The sequence below is a fragment of the Comamonas sp. SCN 65-56 genome (assembly GCF_001724135.1).
Classification (GTDB): domain Bacteria; phylum Pseudomonadota; class Gammaproteobacteria; order Burkholderiales; family Burkholderiaceae_C; genus Comamonas_C.
This window is the reverse complement of the sequence record NZ_MEDS01000019.1, coordinates 20,162-36,438: the sequence shown is the minus strand read 5'-3', so window position 1 is coordinate 36,438 and position 16,277 is coordinate 20,162. Positions and strand designations below refer to the sequence as shown.

Annotated in this window: 15 protein-coding genes; 6 read left to right on the top strand and 9 right to left on the bottom strand. The window is 65.4% G+C overall.

Annotated features, from left to right (window positions below):
- Nucleotides 1-13 precede the first annotated feature (13 nt).
- Entirely contained in the window at nt 14-628 is a 615-nt protein-coding gene (locus ABS45_RS11385) for an RES family NAD+ phosphorylase (RefSeq protein WP_291555649.1), read from the bottom strand.
- A gap of 101 nt (nt 629-729) precedes the next feature.
- A complete protein-coding gene (locus ABS45_RS11380) occupies nt 730-1,107 on the bottom strand; it encodes an antitoxin Xre-like helix-turn-helix domain-containing protein (RefSeq protein WP_291555648.1) in 378 nt (125 codons plus the stop codon).
- A 184-nt stretch (nt 1,108-1,291) separates the two neighbouring features.
- Here ABS45_RS11380 and ABS45_RS11375 point away from each other — a divergent pair, with 184 nt between their 5' ends.
- From ABS45_RS11375 to ABS45_RS11360, 4 genes are all read left to right on the top strand, one after another.
- A complete protein-coding gene (locus ABS45_RS11375) occupies nt 1,292-7,393 on the top strand; it encodes an excinuclease ABC subunit UvrA (protein ID WP_291555647.1) in 6,102 nt (2,033 codons plus the stop codon).
- Nucleotides 7,394-7,461: 68 nt separating this feature from the next.
- Nucleotides 7,462-7,716, top strand: a complete 255-nt coding sequence (locus ABS45_RS11370) for a hypothetical protein (RefSeq protein ID WP_291555646.1) — start codon at nt 7,462-7,464, stop codon at nt 7,714-7,716.
- Complete coding sequence (locus ABS45_RS11365; RefSeq protein ID WP_291555645.1) at nt 7,706-7,981, top strand: type II toxin-antitoxin system RelE/ParE family toxin; 276 nt, start codon at nt 7,706-7,708, stop codon at nt 7,979-7,981. Before ABS45_RS11370 ends, ABS45_RS11365 begins: the two co-directional genes overlap by 11 nt.
- A 51-nt stretch (nt 7,982-8,032) precedes the next feature.
- Entirely contained in the window at nt 8,033-8,383 is a 351-nt protein-coding gene (locus ABS45_RS11360; protein WP_291555644.1) for a hypothetical protein, read from the top strand.
- A 9-nt stretch (nt 8,384-8,392) separates the two neighbouring features.
- Here the strand turns inward: ABS45_RS11360 and ABS45_RS11355 are convergent, their stop codons facing one another.
- The 6 genes from ABS45_RS11355 to ABS45_RS11330 are packed head-to-tail and all read right to left on the bottom strand — an operon-like array spanning nt 8,393 to nt 12,855.
- Complete coding sequence (locus tag ABS45_RS11355; RefSeq protein WP_291555643.1) at nt 8,393-8,746, bottom strand: carboxymuconolactone decarboxylase family protein; 354 nt, start codon at nt 8,744-8,746, stop codon at nt 8,393-8,395.
- Nucleotides 8,747-8,759: 13 nt separating this feature from the next.
- Nucleotides 8,760-9,146 carry a DUF488 family protein gene (locus ABS45_RS11350; RefSeq protein WP_291555642.1) on the bottom strand — a complete coding sequence of 129 codons (387 nt, stop codon included), beginning with the start codon at nt 9,144-9,146 and terminating at the stop codon, nt 8,760-8,762.
- 59 nt (nt 9,147-9,205) lie between these two features.
- On the bottom strand, nt 9,206-10,444 hold the full coding sequence (locus ABS45_RS11345) for a bifunctional alpha/beta hydrolase/OsmC family protein (protein ID WP_291555641.1): 1,239 nt from the start codon (nt 10,442-10,444) through the stop codon (nt 9,206-9,208).
- 47 nt (nt 10,445-10,491) lie between these two features.
- Nucleotides 10,492-11,283, bottom strand: coding sequence for an amino acid ABC transporter permease (locus ABS45_RS11340; protein ID WP_291555640.1), 792 nt, complete (start codon nt 11,281-11,283; stop codon nt 10,492-10,494).
- Nucleotides 11,280-11,942 (bottom strand): ABC transporter permease subunit, encoded by a 663-nt coding sequence (locus ABS45_RS11335; RefSeq protein ID WP_291555639.1) that lies wholly within the window; start codon nt 11,940-11,942, stop codon nt 11,280-11,282. The genes ABS45_RS11340 and ABS45_RS11335 overlap by 4 nt, the downstream gene beginning before the upstream one ends.
- Before the next feature lie 10 nt (nt 11,943-11,952).
- A complete protein-coding gene (locus tag ABS45_RS11330) occupies nt 11,953-12,855 on the bottom strand; it encodes a glutamate ABC transporter substrate-binding protein (protein WP_291555638.1) in 903 nt (300 codons plus the stop codon).
- A gap of 198 nt (nt 12,856-13,053) precedes the next feature.
- On the opposite strand from ABS45_RS11330, the gene ABS45_RS11325 reads away from it, so the two are divergent.
- Nucleotides 13,054-14,133 carry a hypothetical protein gene (locus tag ABS45_RS11325; protein WP_291555637.1) on the top strand — a complete coding sequence of 360 codons (1,080 nt, stop codon included), beginning with the start codon at nt 13,054-13,056 and terminating at the stop codon, nt 14,131-14,133.
- A 134-nt stretch (nt 14,134-14,267) separates the two neighbouring features.
- The gene (locus ABS45_RS11320; RefSeq protein WP_291555636.1) at nt 14,268-15,806 is read left to right on the top strand and encodes a tetratricopeptide repeat protein; all 1,539 of its coding nucleotides are present in this window, start codon (nt 14,268-14,270) and stop codon (nt 15,804-15,806) included.
- A gap of 45 nt (nt 15,807-15,851) precedes the next feature.
- On the opposite strand, the gene ABS45_RS11315 is transcribed toward ABS45_RS11320, so the two are convergent.
- The gene (locus ABS45_RS11315; RefSeq protein ID WP_291555635.1) at nt 15,852-16,277 is read right to left on the bottom strand and encodes a MaoC family dehydratase; all 426 of its coding nucleotides are present in this window, start codon (nt 16,275-16,277) and stop codon (nt 15,852-15,854) included.

Below are 16,277 nucleotides of genomic sequence, written 5' to 3'. Positions count from 1 at the left end.
GGTGGCTGCTGCCTCAACCGTCCCACGCAAATCGCATGCCGCCGCCCTCTTGCGTCATCAAAACGCGATCACGGGTGGCCGTGCAGGTCCATCGTTGCCGCGACGGGTCGAGTCCTCCCGCGGGCTCGCTCAAGGCTTCAGGGGTGAAGACGGCAAAGCAGGTGCGGCCGGGCGCACGCACCGAGGCGTACTGAATGACCTGAATGCCCGCAGCCTCGGCGGCGGCCGCCAGGCGCTGTGTTTCGGCGTAGTCCCGGGTGTTTTTCCAGGCATCCTCAAAAGTGTTCCAGGGAGGCAACGTCAGGTCCAGCCCCTTGCCTTCCACGGCGGCCTTGAAAAAAGTATGGTGGGTCGTGAGCCTGCGTTGACTCGGCCCCGCGCTGTCGAGAATGAAGCGCATGCGCCAGTAGGCGACTTCGGCGCAGGCCGCCTCCAGCTCGCGCGCACCGTACCAGATGCCCAGGTGCCCAAGTGCCCTGAAGCGGCTGGGGTGCTGCGGCGTATACCGGAATGGCGTGAAGAGCAGGAAGTGCTGGCTTTGGGTTTTCACGCTCGGCAGGGCAGGTTTGCTCGTTTCGAGAAGCGCTTCGAGCACGTCATGTTCGGCATGGGAATCGACGAGTTGCAAGCTGGAACTGACGTACTGCGTTTCGACGCCCCGCCATGCCGCAGGCTCCGTCAAATGGGTGGCTGTTTCGTCAAGCCACCCTGGCTGCCACCCGGCCTTCGTCATGCGGCGGCGCGCATCCCGTCCAGATAGGCCAGGGTGCGGACCAGGCCGTCGGGCTTGAGGACCAGCTCGGCGGGGATGCCCCCGAGGGCCTTGTTGCGCGAGTGCATCCACTGCCTGCGCATTTCGGTGTCCGAGCCGACCAGCGGATCGAGCGAGCGGAAGATGCGCACCAGCAGCAGCGCGAGTTCGCCGGCCTTGGTGGCGGGGGAGATTTCCGCGGTGCCGCTTCGGTAGCGGCTGACCGTTGCGGTGCTGACGCCGATCACCTTTGCCAGGTCGGTGTTCTGCAGGGCCAGCAGGTCTGCCGCGCGCAGGGTGGCCTTGGTCAGAACCGCTTGGGGATCGATGGCCTGGACGGCTTGGGTGGCGGTCATCGCGTGCTCCTTGCAAGACCATGAATGAATAGACACATGGTACAGGGTTCAGGCAAAAAACATCACATGAAATAAAACGATGTTTTTATTTCAAATGAAATAAAGCGCTGCCTATAACCCTGCATCCTTGCGACATGGGCCGCGCCGCCTAGAATTTTGGCCCCACCTCCGTGAAGGCCGTCACATGAACGAGGGAAGCATCCGCATCCGCGGAGCCCGCCAGCACAACCTCAAGAACCTTGATCTGGACATCGCCACCGGCACGCTGACGGTGGTCACCGGCCCGAGCGGCAGCGGCAAGTCCAGCCTGGTGTTCGACACGCTCTACGCCGAGGGGCAGCGGCGCTATGTCGAGACCTTCAGCCCCTACGCGCGCCAGTTCCTGGACCGCATGGACAAGCCGGCGGTGGACAAGGTGGAGGGCGTGCCGCCCGCGATCGCCATCGACCAGACCAACCCGGTGCGCTCCAGCCGATCGACCGTCGGCACGATGACGGAGCTCAATGACCACCTGAAGCTGTTGTTCGCGCGCGCCGGGCGGCTGTTTGACCGCCAGACCGCGCTGCCCGTGCGCCACGACAGCGCGGACAGCATCCACGCCGAGCTGCAGGCGCGCTGCGCGCAGGCGGGCGATCCGCGCATCGTGCTGACCTTTGCCGCCGAGCTGCCGGGCGGCACCACACCCGAGCAGATGCAGCAATGGCTGTCGGCCAGCGGCTTCACCAAGGTGCAGGCCGAGCGCGAGCACGACGGCAAGAAGCTGCTGGACGTGGTGGCCGACCGCTTTCGCATGGGCAGGGCCGAGCGCGCGCGCGTGGTCGAGGCGATCGAGACGGCCTTGCTGCGCGGCGGCGGGCGCATGGCGGTGTACCGGCTGCCGGAGGAGGGCGAGGCCGAGCCTGAAATCTGGCGCTTTTCCACCGGCCTGCACTGCCCGGAGAGCGACATCCGCTACGCCGAGCCCATCGCCTCGATGTTCTCTTTCAACTCGCCCGTGGGCGCATGCGAGACCTGCCGGGGGTTCGGCCGCGTGATCGGCGTCGATTGGGGGCTGGTGATTCCCGACGACAAGCGCACGCTGCGCGCGGGCGCGATCAAGGCGATCCAGACGCCCGCGTGGAAGGAAATCCAGGACGACCTGATGCGCCACGGCGAGGCCGCGGGCATCCCGCGCGACACGCCGTGGAACAAGCTCACCGAGGCGCAGCAATGCTGGGTGATCGAGGGCACGCCCGACTACCGCGAGGGCAACTGGAACCGCCAGTGGTATGGCATCAAGCGCTTCTTTGCCTACCTGGAGACCAAGGCCTACAAGATGCACATCCGCGTGCTGCTGTCCAAATACCGCAGCTACACCCCTTGCCCGGTGTGCAGCGGCGCGCGGCTCAAGACCGAGAGCCTGCTGTGGCGCGTGGGCAGCAAGGCGGATGCGGACGCGGTGCTGGCACCCGCTGCGCGCTTCATGCCACAGGGGGTGGCGTGGAGCCGGGCGCAGCTGGAGGCGCTGCCGGGGCTGTGCCTGCATGATCTGGTGATGCTGCCGCTGGTGAAGTTGCGGCAGTTCGTGCAGCGGCTGCTTCTTTCTCCCTCCCCCTTTGGGGGAGGGCAGGGGTGGGGGCTGACGGTGCCAAGTTCAGGCGATCTTGTGGATGTGGGCGCCGCTGGCCCCCACCCCCACCCCGGTGCTGGCGGCGAGACGCCGCCGCTCTTCAGGCTGTCCAGTTCCGCGCAGGCGGAACTGGAGCCGCAGCCTTCAGCCCCAGCGGGGGAGGGAGCCAATGCGGATGCCCAAGCGCGCCAGCAAATCCTCGAAGAAATCGCCACCCGCCTCAAATACCTCTGCGACGTGGGCATCGGCTACCTCACGCTCGACCGCCAGAGCCGCACCCTCAGCGGCGGCGAGGTGCAGCGCATCAATCTGACCACGGCGCTGGGCACCTCGCTGGTGAACACGCTGTTCGTGCTCGATGAGCCCAGCATCGGCCTGCACCCGCGCGACATGGATCGCATCAACGTGGCGATGCGCCGCCTGGTCGATGCGGGCAACACCCTCGTCGTCGCCGAGCACGATCCGGCGGTGATGCTCTGCGCCGACCGCGTGATCGACATGGGCCCGGGCCCGGGCGAACGCGGCGGTCAGATCGTCTTCGATGGCAGCGTGGATGCGCTGCGCCAGGCCGACACGCTGACCGGTGCCTACCTCGGTGCGCGCAAATCCGTCGGTATGGGCTTCAAGCGGCTGGTGGCGGCGTCCACGCCGCGCCTGATTCTGGAAGGCGCGCGCGAGCACAACCTCAAGAACCTCACGGTGCAGTTCCCGCTGCAGCGGCTGGTCACCGTGACCGGTGTGTCCGGCTCGGGCAAGTCCACGCTGATCCAGGACGTGCTCGCGCCCGCGCTGATGCGCCACTTTGGCCGCGCCACGGAGGCACCGGGCCGCCACGACAGGCTGCTGGGCGTGGACTTTCTGAGCGACGCGGTCTTCGTTGACCAATCGCCCATCGGCAAGACGGCGCGCTCCAACCCCGCGAGCTACGTCGGCGCGTGGGATGGCATCCGCGAGGTCTTCGCCGCCGCGCCGCTGGCCAGAGAGCGCGGCTACAACGCCGCCAAGTTCAGCTTCAACAGCGGCGACGGGCGCTGCCCGACCTGCGGCGGCTCGGGCTTCGAGCACGTGGAGATGCAGTTCCTCTCGGATGTGTATCTGCGCTGCCCCGATTGCAACGGCCAGCGCTACCGCCCCGAGGTGCTGGAGGTGCGCGTGGAGCGCGGCGGGCGGCTGCTCAACGTGGCCGATGTGCTTGAGCTCACGGTGAGCGAGGCGGCGCAGCTTTTTGCCGCCGATGCAGAAGTCAAGCGCGCACTGGCGCCCATCGTCGACGTCGGCCTGGAGTACGTGCGCCTGGGCCAGCCCGTGCCCACGCTCTCGGGCGGCGAGGCGCAGCGCCTGAAGCTCGCCGGCTTTCTCGCCGAAGCGGCGCGCGCGCGAGCCAAGTCGCACCAGCCGGTGGCACGCAAGGGGCAGCTTTTCCTGTTCGACGAGCCGACCACGGGGCTGCACTTCGACGACATCGCCAAGCTGATGCGCGCGCTGCGCAAGCTGCTGGATGCCGGGCATTCGCTGATCGTGATCGAGCACAACCTCGACGTGATCCGCGCGAGCGACTGGGTGATCGACCTCGGCCCCGATGGCGGCGATGCGGGTGGCGAGCTGGTGGCCGAAGGGCCGCCCGAGGAGCTGCGCCAGCACCCGGGCTCATACACCGCGCAGGCGCTGCGCGAGTACGAAAAAACGTTCAGCGTTCAGCGTTCAGCGTTCAGCGTGCAGGAGGTGCAGGCTGGGTATTTACGCCCAACGCCCAACCCCCAACGCCCAACCGCGATTGAGATCATCAACGCCCGCGAGCACAACCTCCAGCACCTGTCGGTCAACATCCCGCGCGGCAAGTTCAACGTCATCACCGGCGTTTCCGGTTCGGGCAAATCCACGCTCGCCTTCGACATCCTGTTCAACGAGGGGCAGCGGCGCTACCTCGAATCGCTCAACGCCTACGCGCGCTCCATCGTCCAGCCGGCGGGCCGGCCCGAGGTGGACGCGGTCTACGGCATTCCGCCGACGGTGGCGATCGAGCAGCGTCTGTCGCGCGGCGGGCGCAAGAGCACCGTCGGCACGACGACCGAAATCTGGCACTTTCTGCGTCTGCTCTACGTCAAGCTCGGCGTGCAGCACTGCATCCACGACGGCGCTGCTGTGCAGCCGCAGAGCGTGGACAGCATCGTCGCGCAGGTGCTGCGCGACTACCGCGGCCAGCACGTCGGCCTGCTCGCGCCGCTGGTCGTCAACCGCAAGGGCGTCTATACCGAACTCGCCGACTGGGCACGCCCGCGCGGCTACACGCATCTGCGCGTGGATGGCGAGTTTCTGCCGACGACGGGCTTTCCGCGCCTCGATCGCTTCAAGGAGCACAGCATCGAACTGCCGGTGTTCAGCCTGGACGTTTTGCCTGCCGATGAAGCCCTGCTGCACGAGCAGTTGGAAAAGGCGCTGGCGCTGGGCAAGGGTGTGGTGCAGGTGATCAGCCAGCTTGACGGACTGGAAGCCGCGCTGGCGCAGGGCAGGCCCACGTCGGGCATAGGCCGCGTGCAGGTGTTTTCCACTCAGCGCGCCTGCCCGGTCTGCGCCACCAGCTACGCCGAGCCCGACCCGCGCCTGTTTTCCTACAACAGCAAGCACGGCTGGTGCCCTGACTGCATGGGCACCGGCGTGCAGCTCACGCGCGCGCAGCGCAAGGTGATCACCGAGTCCATGCAGCCCGACCGCGAGCTGGGCCGCGAGAAGACCTTTGGCGAGCCCGAGCTGGAAGACCTGGAGGATGTGCCGTGCCCCACTTGTGAAGGCACGCGGCTGAACCCGGTGGCGCGCGCGGTGCTGTTCGAGGGCCAGCCCATCACCGACATCGCGCAACTCTCGGTGGCCGACGTGCGCGCGTGGGTGCGGGGCTTGCAATTGGACGGCCGCGGTGCCGAGATCGCGCGCGACCTGCTGCCCGAGATAGCGAGCCGCCTGGCCTTCCTCGAAGAGGTGGGCCTGTCCTACCTCACACTCGACCGCGGCGCGCCCAGCCTCTCGGGCGGCGAGGCACAGCGCATCCGGCTCGCGGCGCAGCTTGGCAGCAATTTGCAGGGCGTGTGCTACGTGCTCGATGAGCCGACCATAGGCCTGCACGCGCGCGACAACCGCATCCTCTTGAGGGCACTGCAAAGCCTGAGCGACAAGGGCAACACCCTGGTCGTCGTCGAGCACGACGAAGAAACCATCCGCACCGCGGAGCACGTGATCGACATCGGCCCCAGCGCCGGCAAGCGCGGCGGCCGCCTGATCGCCGAGGGCCGTGTGGCCGACATCGAGGCCGTGGCGGATTCGCAGACCGGGCGTTACCTGCTGCATGCGATGCGCCACCCCTTGCAGGCGCGGCGGCCGGTTTTGCTCCCTCCCCCTTTGGGGGAGGGCAGGGGTGGGGGCCAACCCGGTGCCAATGATGAATTTGAATCAAATCAGCCTCTAACGCTTGACCAGCAAGCGCGAGCAGCTATCAATGCGGAAGCTGCTAGCCCCCACCCCAACCCCGGTGCTGGCGGCGAGACGCCGCCGCTCTTCAGGCCGTCCGGTTCCGCGCAGGCGGAACCGGAGCTGCGGCCTTCAGCCCCAGAGGGGGAGGGAGTGAAGGCATGGCTCACCGTGCATGGTGCCCACCTGCACAACCTGCACCACCTCACCGCCCGCGTGCCTCTGAACCGCCTGGTCGCCATCACCGGCGTCTCCGGTTCCGGCAAATCCACGCTGGCGCGCGACGTGCTGCTGGCCAACGTGGCCGCCTGGGTTAGCCAGCGCCAGACCAAAGCAGGGCGCGATGCGATGGATGCGGGCAAGGCACCGCCGCTCATCGGCTGCACCGGCCTCTCGGGCTTCGAATCGGTGGATCGCGTGCTCGAAGTCGACCAGACGCCCATCGGCAAGACGCCGCGCTCCTGCCCGGCGACCTACATCGGCTTCTGGGACTTGATCCGCAAGCTCTTTGCCGAAACGCTGGAGGCCAAGGCGCGCGGTTACGGGGCGGCGCGGTTCTCGTTCAATACCGGCGAAGGCCGTTGCCCCTCCTGCCAGGGCCAGGGCATGCGCACCATCGAAATGAGCTTCCTGCCCGACGTGAAACTGCCCTGCGAGGTCTGCCACGGCGCGCGCTTCAACCCCGAGACGCTGGCCGTCACCTGGCGCGGCAAGAGCATAGGCGAGGTGCTGCGCATGGAGGTGGATGAGGCCGTCCAGTTTTTCGCCAGCATGCCCGCCATCGCGCACCCGCTGCAACTCCTGAAAGACGTGGGCCTGGGCTACCTGACGCTAGGCCAGCCCTCGCCCACGCTCTCGGGCGGCGAGGCGCAGCGCATCAAGCTGGTGACCGAACTCACCAAGGTGCGCGATGACGTTACGCGCCGCGGCCAGAAAACGCCGCGCACGCTCTACGTGCTCGATGAACCTACCGTCGGCCTGCACATGGCCGACGTGGACAAGCTGATTCGCGTGCTGCACCGCCTGGTCGATGGCGGCCACAGCGTGCTCGTCATCGAGCACGATCTGGACGTGATTGCCGAGGCCGACTGGGTGATCGACCTCGGCCCCGAAGGCGGCGCGGGCGGCGGGCGCATCGTAGCGGCGGGTACGCCCGAGGAATTGGTGCGGCTGAAGACCCATACCGGACAGGCGTTGGCGCCAGTGCTGGCGCGTTGAAAACGCGTTGCAGACGATCAATGTCATTTCTACAATGCAACGTAATACACCCAATGCAAAGCGCCGCCATGACCGAATCCGCCACCCTGCCCAGCCGTACCATCAATGTGCGCCTGCCTTCCGAGCTCTACCAGCAGCTTGAAGACTTGGCACGCGCAACCTCGCGCACCAAGAGTTTCGTCACGGTAGAGGCTTTGAGCAGCTACGTTGCCGCACAGCGCTGGCAGATTCAGGACATTGAAGCCGGGCTGGCCCAGGCGGAGCAGGGCGATCTCTCCAGCGAGGAAGAAGTCGCCACGGTTTTTGCTCGTCATGGCGCGTGACATCCGCTGGACGCGCCGCGCGCTGGCACGTCTGGATGAGATCGCTACCTACATCGCCCAAGACCATCCGGTGCGCGCCGCCAGCTTTGTGCGCGAACTGCGCGACAAACTAAACTTGTTGCGCGAGCACACGCTGGGCAGGCCGGGTCGGGTGTACGGCACGCGCGAACTGGTGCTGCACAAGCACTACATTGCCGTTTATCGCGTGAAGGACAACACCGTGCAGGTGCTGACCATCTTGCACACGGCGCAAAAGCGCCTTTGATGGGCAGGGCGCTGAATAAGCATGCCACCCTTGCACAAACCCGCGCGCCCCATGCCTTCAGGCTGGCAGCGCGCCTGGCGCCATGTGAACGCGCCGCCCAAGCCGCCCGTCGGTTCGCCCTGCAATGGCTGTGGCCTGTGCTGCCTGGCCGAACCGTGCCCGCTCGGCATGCTGTATTCGCGCCGCACCACCGGGCCATGCGTCAAGCTGCGCTGGGATGACGGCGCAGGGCGCTATGTCTGCGGCGTCCTGCAGGATGCTGAGCGCGCTGTGCAGCGGTGCAGCAACGGGCTCACGCGCGGTTGGCGCGCGCTGGTGCGCCGCTGGATCGCGGCGAGCATGGGGTGCGATGCCGATGGCATTGCGGAGGTGGATGCGTCAGCGCGTAGCCCGCGCGCTTGAAGCTGCGGCTCAGGCTTGGTGCGTCTTGTCCTGGTGTGCTGCCATCTGATCAATTGCCAGTGAGGAGTGCGCGTAGGCGCCGCCCGCGCGCATTTCGGCCGCGACCCAGATCGCTTCCATGATCTGCCCTTCAGTCGCGCCGGCCTTCAGCGCGCCGTCGGTGTGGCCGCGAATGCAATACGGGCACTGCGTGACATGCGCCACCGCGACGGCGATCAACTGCTTGGTTTTCGCATCCAGCTCGCCCTCGGCAAAGGCCGCGGCGCTGAAAGCGCGAAAGCCTTCAAGCTGTTTGGGCGCCAGCTCGCGGCGCTTGCGGGCGATGTCGGCGTCGCCGAACTTCGGATAAATCGCGTGGTCCATCGTTGCTCTCCGTTCATTGCACATCGAGGCCCGTCGGGCTCAACAGGTATTCGCGCATCGCCACCGCGTTGTTCACTTCTTCGTCGTGCGCGCCATACACCAGCGTGATCACGCCTTTGTGTGCGCGCTCACGCAAGGCGGCGAAATGCTCTGGACTTTGCGCCAACTCGGCGGCGTAGCGGCGGCGAAACTCCGGCCACTTGTCGTATTCGTGGTTGAACCAGTGGCGCAGGTCGGTGCTGGGCGAAAGATCCTTGTTCCATTCGGTCAGTTGCAAGGCCTCTTTCTTGACGCCGCGCGGCCAGAGCCGGTCAATCAAAATGCGTTCGCCATCATCAGGCGATGGTTCCACGTAGGCGCGCTTGATGCGTACATGGCTTGCTGGAATCGTGTTTTTCATGCCGTGCCTCCACACCAAACCAGCATACGCCTGTACCTCGATTTCTGCCGCGCGTGCGGCTATTGCGGCAGGCCCGTGCCCACCTCGTGCGTGACCACCTGTACCTCGGAATGCAGCGTGCGGTGCACCGGGCACATGTCGGCGATTTCCAGCAGGCGCTGGCGCTGCGCGGCGTCAAGCAGGCCTTCCAAGGTGATGGCGCGCTCGATGCGGTCGATCTTGCCGGCCTTGGTCTCGCACTCGGCGCAGTCGCTGGCATGCACTTTCTCATGGCGCAGCACCACGCTCACCTTGGTCAGTGGCCACTGTTTGCGATTGGCATACATGCGCACCGTCATCGCGGTGCAGGCACCCAGTGCCGCGCTCAGCATCTGGTAGGGGCTGGGGCCCAGGTCGTCGCCGCCCACGCTGGCGGGTTCGTCGGCCAGCCAGTGGTGCGGCCCGGCAGCAATTGCCACGGTGTAGGCGCCGGTGCCGCGCTCGGCCACATGCACCCAGCCATCTGCGGCCACAGCGTTTTCGGGCTGCGGCTGTGCCGCCGCTGGCAGATAGCGCGCGGCCCATGCCGCGATCACGCTGGCGGCGTAGCGTGCGTCCTCCTGGCGTGAAAGCAGGTGGTCCGCATCGTCCAGCGAGACGAAGGACTTGGGATGCATTGCCGCCTGAAAGATGCCACTGGCGTTGCTGATGTCCACCGTCGTGTCGATGGGGGAGTGCAGCACCATCAGCGGGCGGCGCAGTGCACGGATGCGCTCGGCCTGGCGCTGGCCGCGCACATCGTCCAGAAAGGCGCGGTCTATCGTGAACGCGCGTCCGCCCAGCTGCACCGTCGCACGGCCTTCGGTTTCTATCGTTTGCAGCTGCGCGCCGAAGTTGTGCGTCACATGCCCGGGCTCGAAGGGCGCGCCTATGGTGGCAAACGCCTTGGCGTCCGGGATGCGCGCGCCTGCCGCGAGGATGGCCGCGCCACCCAGCGAATGCCCGATCACGAGCGCGGGCGCACCGTGGCGCGCGCGCAGCCAGTCGGCGGCAGCGACGAGATCATCCACGTTCGATGAAAAATGCGTCTCGGCAAAATCGCCTGCGCTCTCGCCCAGCCCGGTGAAGTCAAAGCGCAGCACGCCAAAACCCGATTCCACCAGCGCACGGGCGATGAAGACCGCGGCGCGGCTGTCCTTGGAACAGGTGAAGCAATGCGCAAACAGCGCCCAGCCGCGCGGCGCGTCCTCGGGTTGGTCCAGCCGTCCGGCAAGCCGTGTGCCATGGGCGTTGGGGAAGGTGATGGGTGTGCTGCTCATCGCGCCACTGTAGGCGCAATCGCCATGCCGCGCTCAGGCGGGTTGCGCTATGGGCGCAGCGCCACGCTCGCCCTGGAGAGCGCGTAGTTCACGCCGCAATACAGCAGCGCCACCACCAGATACACCGGCACCAGCGCGTGGTAGTTGGCGATCAGCACCTTGGCGTTCTGCATCAGTTCGCCATAGGTGACGACGTAGCCAAAGGTGGTGTCCTTGACCACGATGACCAGTTGCGCGACCAGCGCCGGAATGATGGTGCGCAGTGCCTGGGGGAAGACGATGGAAAAAAACACCTGGGCTTCGCTTAGCCCCAAGCTGCGCGCTGCAGCGGTTTGGCCGCGTGGCACGGCAAGCACCCCCGCGCGGTAGACCTCGGCCACCACGGCGGCGGCGCTCAAGGCGATGGGCAAAGTCAGCATCCAGTAGGTGCTGAGCTTGATGCCCGCCTGCGGCAGCACCAGAAAGCACACGTAAATCAGCAGCAGCGTCGGCGTGCCGCGCAGCAATTCGATGACCGCCACGCTGGGCCAGCGCAGCAGCCGCAGCCGCGCCACGCGCCCGAGCATCAACCCCAGTCCCAGGGCCAGTGCGATGACGGCGGCCATGGCGGCGGACGCCAGCGTGCCCAGCAGGCCCTGGGCCAGAAACGGCCAGGTGGTTGGCCAGGCGAAGAATTGCCAGAAGCGGGCATCGAGCTGCCCCGCTGCGTGAAACTGCAGCACGATGGCCGCGGCCAGTGCCAGCAGCGCGAGCGCGGCGAGAGCGCTTGTCGCCTGTTGAGCGGCCCGCAGCCGGGGGCTGGGCGCGCCAAAGAGCAGGTTTTCCAGCGGGCGGCTCATCGCAGTATGCGCAGCTTCTTTTCGAGCGCCGCGCCCGCCCAGGCGATGAGCAGGCCGCTGAATACATACAAGGCCGCCGCGATGGCGAACGCAGGGATGCCGGCGGCCGAATCGGTGGCGATTTTGGAGACCAGCGCGGTCAGTTCCCGGCCCGGAAACGGCACCTGCGACGCCAGCGAGGTGGAGAGCATCAGCGCGATCAGCAGCGACGTCATGGGCTGCACCATCGCGCGCAGCGCCTGCGGCAGTACCACCGCCGTGATGACCTGCAGCGGCCGCAGTCCCAGGCTGAGGGCGGCCTCGACCTGGCCGCTGGCGACGGTGGCGATACCGGCGCGCAAATAGTCCGCCGTGAAGGCTGAGCCGACCAGCGCCAGGGTCAGGATGACGCTGGGCTCGTAGTCGATCACCAGCTCCAGATCGGGCAGCGCGAAGACGATGAAAATCAGCAGCGCCACGCTGGGGATGTTGCGAAAGACCTCGACATAGGCGGTGAGTGCCCAGCGCAGCGGCGGCAGCGGCAGCAGGCGCAGCACCGTCACCAGCACGCCCAGCAAAAAGCCGGGCACGAAGGACAGCACCGTGAGCTTCCAGGTCAACCAAAGGGCCTGCCCGAAGGCAGGCCCGTAGTCGGCCAGCAGCCGGGAAACCTCGCCCATTGCCGGTGGATCAGGGCAGGGCTGGCGGTGCTGGCACGGCGGCGCTGCCGGTGCGCTCGCCGATGGAGATCGTCCACAGCCTGGCCCAGGTGCTGTCGGCCGCCAGCTTCTTCAGAAAACCATTGAGGAAGGCCACGCCGTCCGAGCCCTTGGGCAGGCCGATGCCATAGGGGTCTGGCGCACCAAAGGGCGCGCCTGCCAGCTTGGCGTCGCCGCTGCCCAGGCTGATCGCGGTGAGCAGCAGCGTGTAGTCGGTCACATAGGCCTGCACGCGGCCCTGGCGCAGCGCGTCCAGCGCTTCCTGGTGGGTCTGGAATTCCTGCACCAGCGCCTTGGGGGCGAATTGCGCCAGGATGGCCGGCCCGGTGGAACCGGCCTGCGTCGCCACTTTTTTGCCGGCCAGGTCGTTGACCGACTGAATGGTGGTGTTGCCCGCCTTGACCAGCACCCCGGCCTGCGAGGTGTAGTAAGGGCCGGCGAAGTCGATCTTCTCGGCGCGCGCGGGAGTGATGGAGTAGGTGGCGATCACCATGTCCACCTGATCGTTGATGAGAATTTGCTCGCGCGTGGAAGAGTTCACCTGCGTGAACTGGGTTTTTGCGCCATCGCCCAGGATGTAGCGGGCGATGAGGTCGGCCAGGCCCGCATCAAAGCCGCGCATCCTGCCGTCTTTCTCGTTCAGCAGCGAAAACAGATTGGAGGTGCGCGTGCCGCCCAGGCGCAGCAGGCCGGCCTGCTTGATCTTGCTGGCCCAGGTGCTCGATGCGATGGTGGCCGCGTCGGCCACGGGGCCTTGCGCCACCAGTGCGTCAAACGCAGCGGCGTTGATGGGCGTGCCCTGGGCGAAAACAGCGGTGCCGGCCACCAACGCCAGCGCCGCGATGGTGGATTTCAGAAGGGATGGGATGGACACGGGAGCCTCTTGAACGGGGTGGTGCGTCAAGGAATGTATAGCAGGTTGTCTGGTTATGAAGAAGCAATGAAACAGACACATTTCAAATATTTACTGATATACGTACTCTGTCGAACCACCACATTAGTCCGATGGAACTATTGTGCGGATGAATTGGCTCCCTCATTATTGCAACCGTCTATCACAAGAGAGGCGTCCATGAAAAACGTTATTCGCATGCTGGGCGTGGCGGCCAGCTTTGCACTGGCCAGCAGCATGGCCATGGCAGATTCCATTTCGCCATCGACCTATTCGACGACATTGGGTATCGGTGAGTCCGTCACGATCACCAAGACGGTGGTCATCTCCAAGGGAAGCCCGACCTCGGCGCTCGTGGATGTGAAGTTCATTGCCGACACCACCGGTTCGATGGGTGGCATCAACAGCACGGTGAAATCCAATGCGACCGCCATCATGAGCGGTCTCTCAGGGTTTGGGGATGCCCAGTTCGGCGCCAGTGAATACAAAGACAGATTCGACTCGTACACCACCAAGGTCAATCAAGCACTGACGTCCGACACGTCTGCGGTACAGGCAGGCATCAACGCCTGGGGAGCCAGTGGCGGCGGTGACACCCCTGAAGCCAATCTAATTGCTCTCAAGCAGCAGGCAGAGGCCACGGATTGGCGTGAAGGCTCCAACCGTTTCATCGTCCAGTTCGGTGATGCACCGGGTCACGAAGGCGGCGACTACCCCACCTTGGCCAATACCATCACGGCCTTGAACGACAACAACGTCAAAGTCATTGTGGTCGGCACGTCGGCTATGAATAACACTTGCGCCTATGAAGGCAATAACTGCACCGGCAACGCCGCAACGACCATCGCCACTTCCACCGGAGGCTCGTTCAACCTTATTAGCAGTGGTGCAGACATCGATCAGTTGATCAAGGATGCGATAGGAGATTCGTTCGCAACCTATTCCAACGTTTCGCTGGGTCTTGTCGGCTCTTCGGGCGGAGTGGGCGTGAGCTTCAACCCGGTTTCCTACACCGGGTCTTGGGATCGTTCCGAAGACCGCGTCTTTACTTTTGACGTGACCTTCACGGGCATAGCTGCCGGCACCTTTGATTTCGGCGTCGGCGCCTTCGTCGATGGTGGCCGCGTAGCGCTGGAGACGGACAGCATCACGGTGGCCGCTGCCCCGGTTTCTTCCGTACCGCTGCCGGGTGCCTTGCCCATGCTGCTGGGCGCGCTGGGTGTGAGCGGCTCTTTCCTGCGTCGTCGCCGCCGCGGCTGATCGGGACAAATCTCTGAAGCACAATGGGGTGGCTTTTGCCGCCCCATTGTTTTTTGCAGTTCGCCCCGCCTGCGAATTCATTCCTAGAGGTCTTCATGCTCCCATCGCGCGTGCTTCTGGCTTTGACACTTGTCATGTCCCTGTTGTTGCTTGTGCCGCAGGCACATGCGGCATCGATAAATTTGACGGGTGCGGTGGTGGGTACAAAAAAACCGGCAGCTCAACCCGGACCGCTGGACGATGCGCTTAAACTGATCCAGGCGGGCAAGTCGGCGGATGCTGAAAAATTGGCACGCAAGGTGATCAAGGAGTCGTCTGACTCAGCCGCCGCCCATGAAGTCCTGGGCGTGGCGCTGGCGCTGCAGGACAAGGTGCCCCAGGCGATTGAGGCATTGCAGCAGGCAATCAAACTCAACGCCGGCCAATACACGGCCTGGATAAAACTGGGAGACATCGCGACCGCGATGGGAGAGCCGGAAAAGGCGATCTCATTTTACCGCGAAGCGCTAAAATCTGCCCCCGATGACAGACTGGTGAACCAGCGTATCGGTCTGTATCTGGCGCAGCATGGTGCGCTCCAGCCTGCCATAGAGCATCTCAAGAAGGGCATTGCCGGTATGCCCGAGACAGCCGCCGGACTGCGTGTGGATCTGGGGCGCCTGTATGTGCGTAACGGGCAACCAGAGCAGGCGTTGAAGCTGCTGGACTATTGGGACAAGGCTGCGAGCGACGCCAAGCCGGTTCCACCTGCGGCCCTCATGGTGCTTGGTGATGCCTGGCTGGCAACGGGCAATGCCACCAAGGCAGCCGACCGGTTCAAGGCCGTACTGGCAACGAAAGGCCTTGCCAAGGATGTACCGGCGTTGGTGGGCCAGGGGCGCGCCTATCGCGCGCTGGATCGCCTTGACGCATCCATCAAGACCCTGACCGAGGCCGCCAGGCTGGCACCCAAGGACCCTGCACCGCAAATCGAGCTTGCAGCCAGCGAAGCCTTGGCAGGCTCGGGGAAGGCGGCACAGGCGCGGCTCGAGCAGCTGGTGCAGCCGCAGCGCCAGCCCGACACCGACACGCTTGGAAGAGCGGGGCAGCTTTATGCGAGCATGGGTTTGTATGAAAAAGCCCGTGATGTCTTTGCACGCGCCAGCGAGCAAACGCCCAACAGCCCGGTGTTGCGTGCCAACATGACCATGGTGTTGCTGCGCCTTGGAGACACGCGGGGAGCCCTGGAGCAGGCGCGCAAGCGGCTGGAGCTGGCGCCCGGTGATGCAGACGCGGCCTTCATGGTCGGCATGCTTGAAGAAGGCTCGGGCGACAAGGCAGCGGCCGCCAAACACTACGAGCAGGCCATCAAGAATGCGCCGTCGCATTGGCAGAGCTTGAATAACCTGGCGTTGCTGCGCTTGAATGCGGGCAAGAAGCCCGAGGCGCTCTCGCTGGCGCGCCGGGCAGAGAAATCAGCGCCGGACAACACCACCGTGCTCGATACCCTGGCGCGGGTTCAGGAGGCGAATGGTGACGCCAACGGTGCGGCCGGGGCATGGCTCAAACTGGGCGACCTGTATCTGGCCGACCAGCGTAAGGATGAGGCGCGCAAGGTGTTGGAGTTTGCGTCACGGGCCGTGACCGATGCCGCTCTTCGCGCGAAGATAGACACCAAGCTCAAGGCGCTGTGAATCTGCAGCTTCCCGCCGCGTTCTGCGTTTGAATGCAAAGCCGTATCAGATCTTGAACAGATTCGCCGCCTTGATTTCCAGCACCAGATCGCCCTTCTGATTGGCCATCTCCCAGTCCCAGCGCAGCAGGCCAAGGCCTGATTTCGTAGTGCGTTTTTCAACGATGGTGATGGCCAGGCGCAGCGTGTCGCCGGGGCGCACCGGGTGCAGCCAGCGGATGTTGTCCAGACCGGGGGAGACATAGGATTCGGAACCAGCCAGGAAGGCGTCGACGGCCAGGCGCATGGCAATGCCGCAGGTGTGCCAGCCGCTCGCGATCAGGCCGTTGAAGGGGCCCGTGGCCGCCGCCTCGGGCTGGGTGTGAAACCACTGTGGATCCCACTGTTTGGCGAAGGCGAGGATTTCCGGCTCGGTGACCGTGTAGGGGCCTGCGTGCAGCACCTGGCCGACCTCAAATTCTGCGTATTTCAT

Excerpts from the sequence above, each read along its gene's own strand:
- ABS45_RS11360 (WP_291555644.1), top strand. The coding sequence starts at position 8,033 with ATGCCTTCAGGCTGGCAGCGCGCCTGGCGCCATGTGAACGCGCCGCCC.
- ABS45_RS11345 (WP_291555641.1), bottom strand. The coding sequence starts at position 10,444 with ATGAGCAGCACACCCATCACCTTCCCCAACGCCCATGGCACACGGCTT.
- ABS45_RS11375 (WP_291555647.1), top strand. The coding sequence starts at position 1,292 with ATGAACGAGGGAAGCATCCGCATCCGCGGAGCCCGCCAGCACAACCTC.
- ABS45_RS11320 (WP_291555636.1), top strand. The coding sequence starts at position 14,268 with ATGTCCCTGTTGTTGCTTGTGCCGCAGGCACATGCGGCATCGATAAAT.
- ABS45_RS11350 (WP_291555642.1), bottom strand. The coding sequence starts at position 9,146 with ATGAAAAACACGATTCCAGCAAGCCATGTACGCATCAAGCGCGCCTAC.
- ABS45_RS11355 (WP_291555643.1), bottom strand. The coding sequence starts at position 8,746 with ATGGACCACGCGATTTATCCGAAGTTCGGCGACGCCGACATCGCCCGC.
- ABS45_RS11340 (WP_291555640.1), bottom strand. The coding sequence starts at position 11,283 with ATGAGCCGCCCGCTGGAAAACCTGCTCTTTGGCGCGCCCAGCCCCCGG.
- ABS45_RS11325 (WP_291555637.1), top strand. The coding sequence starts at position 13,054 with ATGAAAAACGTTATTCGCATGCTGGGCGTGGCGGCCAGCTTTGCACTG.
- ABS45_RS11365 (WP_291555645.1), top strand. The coding sequence starts at position 7,706 with ATGGCGCGTGACATCCGCTGGACGCGCCGCGCGCTGGCACGTCTGGAT.
- ABS45_RS11335 (WP_291555639.1), bottom strand. The coding sequence starts at position 11,942 with ATGGGCGAGGTTTCCCGGCTGCTGGCCGACTACGGGCCTGCCTTCGGG.
- ABS45_RS11380 (WP_291555648.1), bottom strand. The coding sequence starts at position 1,107 with ATGACCGCCACCCAAGCCGTCCAGGCCATCGATCCCCAAGCGGTTCTG.
- ABS45_RS11315 (WP_291555635.1), bottom strand. The coding sequence starts at position 16,277 with ATGAAATACGCAGAATTTGAGGTCGGCCAGGTGCTGCACGCAGGCCCC.
- ABS45_RS11370 (WP_291555646.1), top strand. The coding sequence starts at position 7,462 with ATGACCGAATCCGCCACCCTGCCCAGCCGTACCATCAATGTGCGCCTG.